10 protein-coding genes are annotated in these 12,807 nt (G+C 44.4%); 1 reads left to right on the top strand and 9 read right to left on the bottom strand.

What is annotated here, in order from left to right; all coding sequences use genetic code 11:
- Positions 1-76: 76 nt before the first annotated feature.
- From AC5JM2_RS25670 to AC5JM2_RS25645, 6 genes are all read right to left on the bottom strand, one after another.
- Positions 77-1,741, bottom strand: a complete 1,665-nt coding sequence (locus AC5JM2_RS25670) for an FAD-dependent oxidoreductase (protein WP_495837650.1) — start codon at positions 1,739-1,741, stop codon at positions 77-79.
- 45 nt (positions 1,742-1,786) lie between these two features.
- Positions 1,787-2,182 carry a VOC family protein gene (locus AC5JM2_RS25665; RefSeq protein WP_495837649.1) on the bottom strand — a complete coding sequence of 132 codons (396 nt, stop codon included), beginning with the start codon at positions 2,180-2,182 and terminating at the stop codon, positions 1,787-1,789.
- An 89-nt stretch (positions 2,183-2,271) separates the two neighbouring features.
- Positions 2,272-2,985, bottom strand: a complete 714-nt coding sequence (locus tag AC5JM2_RS25660; protein ID WP_495837648.1) for an SDR family oxidoreductase — start codon at positions 2,983-2,985, stop codon at positions 2,272-2,274.
- Positions 2,986-3,030: 45 nt separating this feature from the next.
- Entirely contained in the window at positions 3,031-3,558 is a 528-nt protein-coding gene (locus tag AC5JM2_RS25655) for an SDR family NAD(P)-dependent oxidoreductase (protein ID WP_495837647.1), read from the bottom strand.
- Between the two features lie 230 nt (positions 3,559-3,788).
- Entirely contained in the window at positions 3,789-7,019 is a 3,231-nt protein-coding gene (locus tag AC5JM2_RS25650) for an efflux RND transporter permease subunit (RefSeq protein WP_495837646.1), read from the bottom strand.
- 182 nt (positions 7,020-7,201) lie between these two features.
- Positions 7,202-8,578, bottom strand: a complete 1,377-nt coding sequence (locus AC5JM2_RS25645) for an efflux RND transporter periplasmic adaptor subunit (RefSeq protein WP_495837645.1) — start codon at positions 8,576-8,578, stop codon at positions 7,202-7,204.
- 847 nt (positions 8,579-9,425) lie between these two features.
- Between AC5JM2_RS25645 and AC5JM2_RS25640 the strand changes: the two genes are divergently transcribed.
- The gene (locus tag AC5JM2_RS25640) at positions 9,426-9,557 is read left to right on the top strand and encodes a hypothetical protein (protein ID WP_495837644.1); all 132 of its coding nucleotides are present in this window, start codon (positions 9,426-9,428) and stop codon (positions 9,555-9,557) included.
- Positions 9,558-10,005: 448 nt separating this feature from the next.
- Here AC5JM2_RS25640 and AC5JM2_RS25635 read toward each other — a convergent pair whose 3' ends face one another.
- From AC5JM2_RS25635 to dps, 3 genes are all read right to left on the bottom strand, one after another.
- Positions 10,006-10,746: an SDR family oxidoreductase gene (locus tag AC5JM2_RS25635; protein ID WP_495837643.1), complete on the bottom strand. Its 741-nt coding sequence runs from the start codon at positions 10,744-10,746 to the stop codon at positions 10,006-10,008.
- A gap of 149 nt (positions 10,747-10,895) precedes the next feature.
- Positions 10,896-11,612 carry a pirin family protein gene (locus AC5JM2_RS25630; protein ID WP_495837642.1) on the bottom strand — a complete coding sequence of 239 codons (717 nt, stop codon included), beginning with the start codon at positions 11,610-11,612 and terminating at the stop codon, positions 10,896-10,898.
- 508 nt (positions 11,613-12,120) lie between these two features.
- Entirely contained in the window at positions 12,121-12,693 is a 573-nt protein-coding gene (gene dps, locus AC5JM2_RS25625) for a DNA starvation/stationary phase protection protein Dps (protein ID WP_495837641.1), read from the bottom strand.
- Positions 12,694-12,807 lie beyond the last annotated feature (114 nt).

Genomic DNA, 12,807 nt, shown 5'->3' with positions numbered 1-12,807 from the left:
GTCACCTCTTGGTTCCTAACTCAATGTTGACATCATTTCTGTTAACTGTTGACTGTTTACTGATAACTGATTGCTATTACAACACATTGCTGAGGTATCGATGAACAAACTGAACGCAGATTGAACCCTCACCAACACCAGAAGCAACTCGCTTGACTGAACCATGACGCACGTCACCCACAGCAAAAACACCAGGGATGTTGGTTTCTAGTAAAAAGGGATCGCGTTCTAGCGTCCATCCTTTGATGCGTTGCCCATCTTTTTGCAAGTCTGGACCTGTTATGATGTAACCGCGTTCGTCTCGTTCAATCACACCATCTAACCATTCAGTACGGGGAACTGCACCAATAAAAATAAACAGTGATGTTGCAGGTACGGTTTGCGTTTCACCTGTCAAAGAATTGTGAATAGTAATGGATTCTAAACTTGTTTCTCCTTTTGCCTCTCTCACACTAGTATGTGTCTTGACTGTGATATTGGGTGTTTGTGCAATTTGCTCAATCAGATACTGGGACATACTTATAGTTAAGGAGTCGCCACGTACTAACATCGTCACATGCTTGGCGTAGCGAGAAAAGTACATTGCTGCTTGTCCTGCTGAGTTTGCGCCACCCACAATGTAAACGTCTTCATTTTGGCAACTCATGGCTTCCGCCTGCGCCGCACCATAATACACCCCTGCACCTGTCAAACGGTCAAGTCCAGGGATATCCAGCCGCCGCCACGACACACCCAGCGCTAACATCAGGGCGTGGCAACTGATTTCATTACCGTCTCCAAGTTGCACAAATCGATACTGATTTTCTACGCGGATACCCTTAACTTCTTGCGGTGTGAGAATTTCGACGCCAAAGCGTCTTGCTTGTGTGACACCACGTCTTGCTAAATCGCCTCCACTCAAGCCTGTAGGAAACCCAAGGTAATTTTCAATACGTGAGCTTGTTCCCGCTTGTCCTCCTGGGGCTTCACGTTCAATCATCACCGTGCGTAGTCCTTCTGATGCGCCATACACCGCAGCGGCTAAACCAGCAGGACCACCACCAACGATAATCAAGTCATAAAACGGTTTTTCTGCTTGAGTTCGTAGCCCAATTTTCTCCGCAACTTGCAGATTGGTTGGCTGCATGACATGGGAACCATCCCCAAACAGGACGATAGGTAGGTGTAATTTATCACATTCAGCGTAATCTGCTAGTTTTTGTGCCTCTTCAGATAATTCGATATCCAACCATTGATAAGGCACTTGATTTCGTGCGAGGAAATCTTTAACTTGATGAGAATGGGGGGACCAACGGTTACCAATGACGCGAATCCCTTCAAAAGGTGGGTGGAAGCCTGCTTGCCAGTCATCAAGTAAATCGTCCAGCACTGGATACAAGCGTTCTTCTGGTGGATCCCACGGCTTCATCAAATAGTAATCGATTTTTGTGTTGTTAATGGCACGTATTGCGGCATCAGTATCTGCGTAGGCGGTGAGTAAGGCACGTTTGGCATCGGGGAAGATTGACATAGCTTGTTCCAAAAACTCCACGCCTGACATATGGGGCATCCGTTGATCGACAAGGAACAACGACACTGGCTGATTGCGGAGTTTGAGTTGTTCCAAGGCTTCTAAGGCACTGGCACCAGAGTCAGCGCGAATAATTCGGAAGCGATCGCCATATTCCTGCCGTAGGTCCCGCGCCACGGCTTGCAAAACTTCTGGATCATCGTCTACCGTTATGATGACAGGTTTAGCCATAGCGCTTTGGTGACCTCCATTTTTAGATAGTTGCTTTTTTATATATCACACAAGATACTCGTATAAACCAATTAAGGTTCCATCTGGATCTCGAAGATAAGCTGTTTTCATTCCGTAGTAGGGATTATTCATCGGCGTTACACTAAATTGCACCCCTTTGTGTTTGAGTCGTTGATATTCCTCCTCTAAATCATGCACAGTAAAAACTAATACTACGGTATCTTGACATTCTGCATGGGCAGGCTTTTCTGCATTGTGAATCATTTGTGCCATTTCTTGCCGCTTTGATACGGCAAGTCTCATATCTCCGGCTTTAAACTCAGCATATCCGGCTTCTTCATCTTTTACAGCAACATCAAATTCGATGACATCTTTGTAGAACAAGAAACAAGCCTTCCAATCTTTTACAAGCAATCTTGTGTATGATTTACTAACTTTCATAAACTTTGTACCTCTTTTCTTTCGGCCTTTGTATTTTTGCGGTTCTATTCCTTTATTAATTATTGATGACAATTGCAATATGATGGTTATCAATAGGAAATCTCCTTGCGTTCGCCGAAGAACTTCCCACTTAAATTTGCTGAAGCTTCGGTTGCAAGCCAAATAGCAGTGTCAGCCCCTTGTTCCGGGGAACGGGGAGCGGAAGCACCGCCCATATCTGTTTTTACCCAGCCAGGGTTCATAGCGTAAACTGCTATGCCTTTTGCTTGCAAGGCATCCGCCAACATAATTGTTGCGCCATTGAGGGTGAGTTTAGACAAGCAATAACTGGGAACATCAAAAGAAAGTCCATTCAACTGTCCGTAGCCACTGGAAAGATTGATGATACGGGCTTGAGATGCCTTTTCTAGTAGGGGTAAGAATGCTTGGCTGGTGCGAATCGTTCCAAAAGCATTGGTGTTCATTGTCTGATTTAGCAACTCACGGGAAATAGTGAGAATGTTCACGCCTTCGTCAGGATAAATACCTGCGTTATTGACCAGCACGTCCAGTTGAGGGATTTCCTGACTTAACTGCTTGACAGCTTGGTCAATGCTTTGGTCGTCTGCAATATCAAGTTCGACGACGCGCACTTTCGAGTTGATAGATTGTAATTTCTCTGCGGCTGCTTTGGCTTTATCGAGCCATCGCGCTGCAACAATCACCTCAAACCCACATTGCAGCAGTCCTTTGCAAATAGCAAAACCAATGCCCTTATTCCCGCCAGTAACCAGGGCGTATTTTCCTTGAAATTGTGAATTCATACGTATCCTCCTCCTGCTTGGAAAGAACGTCAAAAAGTTTTCCAGTCAAAATTTGGCGATCGTCATCGCCAGTTTGATCACACGATTAAGTTCAAAGGGGTGTAGGGAACCGACGCTTAAAAACGTGGGATTGAAACAAGGACGCCTTGTATCTTGCGCTGCGCGTCTCGATACAAATCTTTTTTTTTGGTGGGCTTTATACCCACTTCTGATAGCGCAGCCTGCCCAAAGGGCATAGGATTTTTCTACAGCAGGTCGCAAATCAAGTTCCAAAGTCCATGCTGTTGCATCTTGTTGATACAATTGCCAATATGTTTGGGCGATCGCCTCAGGTGCCAGTAATGTATGTTCTTCAGCCTCCGATACCATTGATCGTACTCTTTGAGTATTAATCATGCCATCAATAATGATGTGAGCTACGTGAATTCCTTGAGGACTAAACTCCCGTGCCAACGACTGCGCCAATGCTCGTAGCCCAAATTTACCCACCGCCAAAGCTGCAAATTTGGCTAAACCTTTCACAGCAGCTGTTGCTCCCGTTAACAGAATAGTACCGCGACCTCGCTCAACCATCGCTGGAAGGACCTGTTGTACTGCTAAATGCGTAAAACGTTTTTACATCTGGCTCGTTTAAAGAAGGATCCAGTTCAAAGCGTTTTGCTAAGTCGGGATTAGCGAGAAACAACTTACCAAAAGAAACCAAATCTGCACATCACCATTCGCTAGAGCGTGGAAGAGTTTTTGCGTAAGTCCTATGATTTACAAAAAAAATAGGTGGGGTACGTCCCACCTACTGAGTCAATTTACCGATGGGTTTCACTAGGAACTCTGCCATCTTCAACGGGCTGTGGCTGTTGAGAATTACGACGTCGTGTCAGGCGAGCGCGAATGTTTCCAATCACTATGTACAGAATTGGCACAATAAACAGACTTAAGAAAGTGGAGACAAGCATCCCACCAACAACAGCAGTACCAAGGGATTTTCGACTAGCTGCCCCAGCTCCTTCTGGAAAAACTAATGGCTCAATACCCAGAATAAAAGCAAAGGAAGTCATGAGAATTGGTCGTAAGCGTTCTTGTGAAGCCTGGATTGCTGCTTTGGTAATCGAAAGCCCCTGGTCGCGTAGTTGGTTGGCGAACTCTACAATCAAAATTGCGTTTTTACTTGCCAAACCAATCAGCATCACTAAACCGATCTGACAATAGACATCATTGGCTAGACCCCGCAACGACTGTGCTGACAGTGCTCCCAAGATAGCCAGAGGGACTGCGAGCATAATAATCAAAGGATCAACATAGTTCTCATACTGAGCCGCCAGCACTAGGAATACAAACACAAGTCCTAAGGCGAAAATCAGAGGGGCTTGACCACCGGACTGTTGCTCTTCAGCAGCAACTCCTGACCATTCATAACCAAAGCCTGCTGGTAAAACCTCCTTTGCCACTTGCTGCATCGCTTGAATTGATTGCCCTGAGCTAAAACCAGGAGCGGCTGCACCATTGATTTCAATTGAGCGGAACAAGTTATAGTGATTAATTGTTTGCGCCCCGGTATTTGCAGTCACTTTTACCAAATTGCTCAAAGGAATCATTTGATTGTTGGCGGAACTTTGACTATTGGTGGAACTTTGACTATTGGTAGAACTTTGATTATTGGCAGAAGAACGGACATACAATGAACCAATATCTGCAGGATTTGAGCGAAACTGAGTATCAGCTTGAACATACACTCGGTAAGTTCTTTGGAGATAATTAAAATCGTTGACGTAGCGCGAACCCAAGTAACTCTGTAGGGTATTAAAGATATCTGAGATGTTGACTTGCAGCGCCTTAGCTTTGTTGCGGTCTACTTCAATCAAAAGTTGAGGGGTACTTGCAGAAAAAGTGCTAAATACAGCTTGCAATCCTGGTGTTTGATTGCCCCGTTGGAGTAACTGACCCATAACTTGCAGCATGGTATTTAAGCCACTATTGCCTTTTCTATCTTGTAGCTCAAATTGGAAACCACCAAAACTGCCTAAACCTTGAATTGCTGGCGGATTAACTGGCAAAACTCTTGCTTCTGTAATCGTTGAGAACTTGGCTGCCAAATTTTTGATAATTCCCTGTGCAGACTGGCTAGCCTCATGGCGCTCGTCCCAAGGTTTAAGTGTTGTAAAAATTGCACCACTATTGGCAGTGCTACCACTAAAGCCAAACCCACCAATCGCGAAAGTCCCTATAACTTCAGGTAATTTGAGAATTTCTGCTTCTACCTGACTCATGACTTTACTGGTGTAATTGAGCGAAACTCCCTCAGGACCTTGAATAATGGTGATGAAATAGCCTTGGTCTTCCTCGGGAAGAAAAGCCTGAGGTACGCGGGTGTAGAGCCACCCGGTTAAGCCTAAAGACAGGATAAACAGCAACACTATAATTGCTGTAATACGAGTTAAGCGGTAGAGAGTTCGCTCATACTTTCTACGCGTCCAATTAATTAAGTTATTAAACTTTGTAAATACCCACCCCAGCACACCGCCCGGTTTTTGCCCTGGACGCAGTAACAAAGCTGAAAGGGAAGGAGTTAGAGTAAGAGCAAGAAAAGTAGAAATTGCAATCGAAAATGCGATTGTTAAAGCGAATTGGCGATAAATTTGCCCTGTAGAGCCTGGAAAGAAAGCAACGGGAACAAAAACTGCCATTAGCACCAAGGAAGTGGCGATCAGCGCTCCAAAAAGTTCACCCATTGCTGCGGAGGCTGCTTGCTCCGCTGACATTTTTTCATCTTCCATCAGGCGAGTGACGTCCTCAACTACGATAATCGCGTCATCAACCACCAGCCCAGTGGCTAAAGTCAAACCAAACATCGTCAAGGTGTTGATTGAAAACCCAAAAACCTTAACAAAGGCAAAGGTGCCAATTAATGTTAGGGGAATGACAATGACGGGAATCAGAGTAGTGCGCCAGTTCTGTAAGAAGATAAAAATGACTATAACTACAAGGACAATTGCCTCAAACAGCGTTTTGAATACTTCGGAAAGAGATGCCTCCACAAATAAGGTGGTATCAAACGCGATCTGGTAGTCCAACCCTGGGGGAAAGTCTTGAGCAAGTTGCGCGATTTCGGTTTTGATTGCCTTCGCAACATCCAAAGCATTACTTCCTGGAGTCGGAAATATACCGATACCTACACCCTCTTTAGCTCTAAACCGTAGGAATGAGTTATAGTTTTCTGCTCCCAGTTCTGCTCGACCGACATCTTTGAGCTTGATCAGCGTCCCATTTTGATCTGTTTTGAGAACCATGTCCTCAAATTCGGACGGTTCCTTGAGTCTGCTGAGTGCTTGCAGGTCTATTTGATACGTTTGGTCTTTTGGAGCCGGCTGTTGACCAATTTGCCCAGCACCTACCTGTATGTTTTGTTCATTGAGGGCATCAATCACATCTTGGGCAGTGAGGTTGCGACTGGCAAGGCGGTTGGGATCGAGCCACAGACGCATAGCATAGCGGCGTTCACCAAAAATCCGCGCTTCACTCACACCATTAATTCTTTTGAGAGCATCTACTATGTAAAGGTCAGCGTAGTTGCTTAAAAATACGTTGTTGAACTCATTTTTTTCACTGTACAAACCTATTGCCAACAAAATATTAGAGGACTGCTTGCTAACAGTAACCCCAGTTTGCTGTACCGGTTGTGGCAACTGCGGTTGAGCCAGCGATACCCGATTTTGCACATCGACTGCTGCAATATCTTTATTACGGGACGCGTCAAATGTGACTGTAATCGTACTGGTGCCATTGTTACTGCTACTCGAAGTCATGTACTTCAAGCCCTCGACCCCGTTGATTTGCCGCTCTAAGACAGTCGTAACCGTGTTTTCTACGACTTCAGCACTGGCTCCGACGTAGTTTGCAGTAACGTTAACTTGAACTGGGCTGATTTCTGGATACTGTGCCGTGGGTAGTGTCGGGATGCTAACTGCGCCAACTAGCAAAATAAGAATAGCGCAGACACTGGTGAAGACTGGTCGCTTGATAAAAAAGTCAACGAACATAAGTCATGGGGGAATGGTAAATTGCACAACAGGGAGTAGGGGAAGTGGGCAGAAATTCCAAATTTGGAATTTGGAATTTGGAATTTGGAATTAGCTCCTTGACTTCGTGATAGATCCTGAGCGCAAAGCGTGCCGCTGTTCCATACGCAATTTTGAATTGATTTGTCCCCTTGTTTCTATTCCTAAGACTCAGGAATAACGGGAACGCCATCTCTAAGATTGAGCAGCCCTGAGACAATGATTCTGTCTCCTGGCTCTAATCCTTGAATAACTTGGTAGTTGTTACCTGTAATGTTGCCTAATTTCACCCGTTTTTGCTTAGCTACTAGTTGAAATGCTCCTTGTTGATTTCCCTGAGGTTTTTCTCCTTGTTGATTTCCTTGAGGTTTTTCTCCTTGACGAGGTTTTGATGGTGCTGGAACTGCTACAAAAACAAAAGTTTCTCCCGCCAAGTTAGTCACTGCTGTTGCTGGAATCAATACTCCTGGGCGCTGACTCCAGATCACTCTTGCGTAAGCAATCTGATCCGTACGTAATTGATTTTCAGAATTGTCATATAGCACTTTAACAAGTAAAGATTGACTATTGTCACTAGCTTTTGGAGCGACAAAAAATACACGGCTCATCCCTATACTTTTGCCTTGTGCATCCATCACTTCTACTGGTGTTCCTTTACGTAGTTGAGTTCCTCGCTCAACAGGCACAGAAATATTCAATTCTAAAGATTGGTTTTGAGTAATAGTAACTAATTGTGTAGAAGTATTTACAAAATCACCAACTTTTACGGGTATATTTCCAACTGTGCCAGCAAAGGGAGCAGTAATTTTGTAGTACTGAAGTTGGACTTGTTGTTGTCTAATATTAGCTTGTGCTTCCTTTAAAGATTTTTCAGATTGGCTAATGGTAGCTTGTTGTGCTCTAATCTGGGCTTCAATTTGACGGACAGCAGCTTGTGATGTTGCCAGTTTGTTGGTATACTGCTCACTCGTTTGTCGAGACACTGCTCCTTGAGACGCCAAATCGGTATACCTTTCGTAGTCTTGCTGATTCAACTTCAGATCAGCTAGTTTAGACAACCGTTCAGCTTCTAAGGATCTGAGCGTAGCACGAGCATTTTCCACCTGTGACTGAGATACCTCAGCAGCAGCGTTCACACTACCGACAGCTGCTTGTTGCTGTCTAGCATCTACTTGGATAATCGGAGTTCCTGCAATCACTGAATCTCCGTATTTGACAAATACTTGTGACACTTGACCTTCAATTCTGGGCTGAAGAGTCACCGAGCGGCGCGATTCTACGGTAGCAAGGTACTTTTCACTATCCTCAATCATCCCAGCTTGTACTGTAGATATTTTGACTCTTGTTGCTGGCGGTTGAGCGTTAGCAGTTGCGGGTGCTTTGTTTTGAGGAGCCAGCCAACGCCAAAGTGCAAAACCTCCCCCTACTAGTAGTAGGGCTAACAATAACCAAAGCCACCTTCGCTGTCTGCGGGGTGGCTTTTCTAATTCTGTTTCTTGACGGTTATCTTCAAAATGAGTTTGAGGCTCAGGAGATTTCATGACTTACAGAGCACCTAACAATAAATAATCATACAACTCAATCAGAATTCAAGCCTTGATATAAAAATTGCTTAGCTAATATCAGGCTCTTACAGAGACCACTTAGTAATTTATTTAAATGTACTTCTTCCGTCTAGTTGTTTAATCTATCCAAAGGACAATGCTATAAATAAGCTTACACATAAGTTTTCCATATTGTCTTTTCAGTTCTTGCGAAAAATGTTTTAATCTTGCTATGACTGACGAAAACAATTTTAAGTCCCAAGGAGCCACTGGGTTCGAGAGGTTCACCCTGTTGCATGCAAACTGCCCTCTGTTATCCCCATATCTCCTTAAAAGACACCGAGTGTCATCTTCGAAACTAAGCACGGTCAAGTCATGACTTTGGCTGACACCACCCTTGAAAACTGCGTCTTTATATACATAACATACGTAAATTCCAAAGTTCTGCAATTACAATAAGTAGCCATCATGAACTGCGTACACCCTATGGCTGACGCCACGCCTTACGGTGAGTCTAGCGCTGCGGGAGGGTATCCCTCGTGCCGGCTCTGGCGTTAGCGTTTGCGCAGCGCCCCCTTAGGGGCTAGCGGAACCGAAGGTTCTCCCCGGAGGACTATCGGGAAGCCCTCCGGGGATGACCTGAGCCCTATGGCTAACGCCACGGCTTCGCCTATCGGGCACGGCCCCGTACCGAACGGTCACGCTGCGAAGAACGGGGGTTCGCAATCGACGGGAAACGGAGCCACTGCCGTGGACCGATCTCCCGGCATAAAGCAAGTGGCGTCCAAGACTGCGACCCCCTCACCGCCTCCGGCGTCTACAAGTCGGGAAACCTGGACGCCCTATGGCTAACGCCACGCCTTACGGTGAGTCCAGCGCTGCGGGAGACCCTCCTGCAGCGCTGTCTCACCATATACCTATGTCGGGAAACCCTCATCAAGTACTGGCTCCCCAACGCACTGCCTCACCAGAATGAATGAAAATATTCTTTCTCCCAGGCTACGGCTCGCTGCGCTAACACTCCTTATTTTCAAGCTAGATGGGTCTATCTAAATAAATATAAGATCGCTTGTCCGTAGCGAAAGGAGGGGAATCTAGACGCCAACCACAAGGTTTCGCGCAATCTGCTGTAATCGCTGCCAACTGGGATTCCACCACTCCCAAAGGGACATGCTCTGCGAACGCCCACAAGTCACTCATATACTAGCAGCTTTGAAAGTGCTAAGTAGAACGGCGCAAAAAAACCGAAGTATATAACGGAAAGTAAAGTTGCCCAAAAAGCTCTTCTCTTCTGCCTCCTGCCCTGTGCCTCCTGCCTTGTCATAACGACAATTTTCAACACCGACCTACTTATACCTTCCCCTCACAGGCAGATTCACAAGCGCTACTCAAGACAATTGTTAATCTTGTTCTTGCCTGCTATCTTAAGCTGCACCGCCGTTAACGCGAATATTTTGCCCAGTTATCCACCGCGCTTCATCGCTAGCAACAAACGCCACGACATCGGCGATGTCTTGCACTTGTCCTAGTCGTCCCAAAGCTGCCATTTGAGAAATACGATTTATTTGTTCTTCTGTTTTACCTTCTGTGAACAGTTCTGTATCAGTTGGACCAGGAGAGATTACATTAACTGTGATACCTCGTCCTCCTAACTCTTTTGCCACAATTCTTGTGATTTGTTCAACCGCACCTTTGGTTGCCACATACGCACTATAAGTTGGCATCATCATAACCGTTGTTGATGAAGAAAGATTGATAATGCGTCCGCCGTCTACCATGTGCTGTGCAGCTTGTTGACAAGCAAAATAAGTGCCTTTGACATTAATGGCAAAAATCTTGTCGAAGTCTTCTTCTGTGACGTCAACAAGTAGCTTATATAAGGGAATACCAGCGTTGTTTACTAAAATATCGACTTTGCCAAAACGTTCAATTGTCTGCTCAAAAAGTCGCTGAATATCAGTCACTTTGCTCACATCGGCTTGGACTGCAATTGCTTTTACTCCAAGGTTTTCAATTTCTGCAACAACTTCCTCTGCTTTGTTTGCATTACCTGCATAGTTCACCACAACTGATGCACCGTTATCAGCTAATTTGAGTGCGATCGCACGTCCAATTCCTCGTGATGATCCTGTAACGATTGCTATTTTCTCTGAAAGAGGTGCCATAAATTCTTTCCTTTACTTAACTTTTACTAAACATTAATCTTGCTCCTAGGTTTCACCTAGGAGCAAGATTAAAATCTTTTATGTCCTTAGAAAATTATAGAGAATGATCTAGCACTGAAAAAAAATTAATTTTTCCAGCCAGGTAGCTCTCACGCCAAATCGAAAAGTAAGATTTCTGCACTGATGTTGGTGCTAATTTCGAGTTGTTCTTCGCCACTTATTTGCACGCCATCACCTGCTCTGAGTTCTTCTCCATTCAAAGTGGCGATACCTTGAGCTATTTGCAACCAGGCATAACGATTCGGTTTCAGGTGATAGTTGATAACGTCACCAGGTTCCAAAATAGATGTGTATAAGTCAACATCTTGATAAATTTTGACAGCACCATCACGTCCATCTTTAGCACCAATTAAACGCAGTTTTCCACGTTTTTCTTCAACTGAAAATGCTTTTTGTTCATACCTAGGTTGCAATCCTTGTTTGTTGGGAAGAATCCAAATTTGCAGAAGGTGGACTGGCTCAGTTTCAGAAGGATTATATTCGCTGTGCATAATACCAGTACCAGCGCTCATAATTTGCGCTTCACCCGGAAGTATGACTGAACCATTCCCTAAGCTGTCTTTATGTTCTACTGCTCCTTCTAGAACATAAGTCAGGATTTCCATATCGCGGTGTCCATGTGTCCCAAAACCAGCACCGGGAACAACGCGGTCATCGTTGATTACTCGTAGAGAACGAAATCCCATACGATTTGGATCGTAAAAATTACCAAAGGAAAATGTGTGGTAACTGTCGAGCCAACCTATTTTGGTTTGACCGCGTGAATTTCGATCATGAATGAGGTGAGTTTTGGTATTGGAAGCCATAAGTTTTTTCTCCATTTTGATGATTGATTGCAGCAAAAACATTAAGCACCTTTATTGGCTACCAGTCATCGATTCTGGTTCCAAAAGCGGGAGCATGGACAAACTTTCTCTTTAGTGGCAATACTACTGAAATGATTATTCTTTATTGCTCGAAAAACTAAGGATTTCGTGAATCAATATTCCAGTTAAGTATGGTTGAATACTAGGTTACAACGGCGATGTTTACAAAATCACAAAAAATTTATTTCTTTAGATTTGCCTTGTTGCACCTGTTTTTTAACTATCTCAATCTTAAAATATGTACAGAGAAAATGAAAAGTACGCACTGAAAAGTGCCGTACTTACCAAAAAGATACTGCTAAATAATTTTCTTTTCACTTAACCATGATCTATATTTACAGGTTGGATTGAGCGAAGCGTATCCTAACAGATAAGCTGGGTTAAACAACTAAACCCAGCTTACAAAATAGGGACTAATCAATAGCGATTAACCATTGTCATAAAAATTCTAGTTAACAGCAGCAGCTTGCTCTTCAGTTTTAACAGTGCCTGCAGTACTATTTCCATTTTGGGTGACAGCGGCTTGCAGATGCGCTTCTAGGAACCACAGTCGCTTGTCAATTGTGCGAGAAACTTCGGTGTACAAGTCAGCAGTATCGAGATCACCTAGATTATCGGTTTTGTCAATTGCTTCCCTAACGTGCTTAGCATAGGGTGCAAAGCGATCTGCCAAAGCTGTGACATGCTCCGTGCCCATTAAAATATCAGTAGGATATTCTGCCAGTATTGAAGCCGCAGCAGACATACGAACTGTCCCACAAGCATAACCACCTAAGGCGGTGATGCGTTCGGCTAACATATCAATGTACTCTTCCAACTCGCCTGCCATCTCATCAAACATTTCATGCAACTGATAAAAGTCTGTGCCTTTGACGTTCCAGTGCGCTTGCTTAACTTGGGTTTTCAGATCCAAACTCGCTGCTAAAGTTTGGTTGAGAATTCCAACAATTTGCTTGCGCGCCTCAGCAGGAATGTCAATGCGGGTTGGATATAGACGTGTTGATAGGTTTTTGTCGCTCATGGTTTGTGCCTCTCTCATTGGTACGACAAAACAAGTCTACAGATACTACTATGCTCTGGGAAACCCTCTACCGACAGATGGAATTTTTACCTAAAAGCTTATAATTTTTGTTGA

Source organism: Brasilonema angustatum (assembly GCF_059505445.1).
The sequence above is the reverse complement of the archived record's forward strand: the minus strand, read 5'-3'. Positions and strand labels throughout refer to the sequence as shown.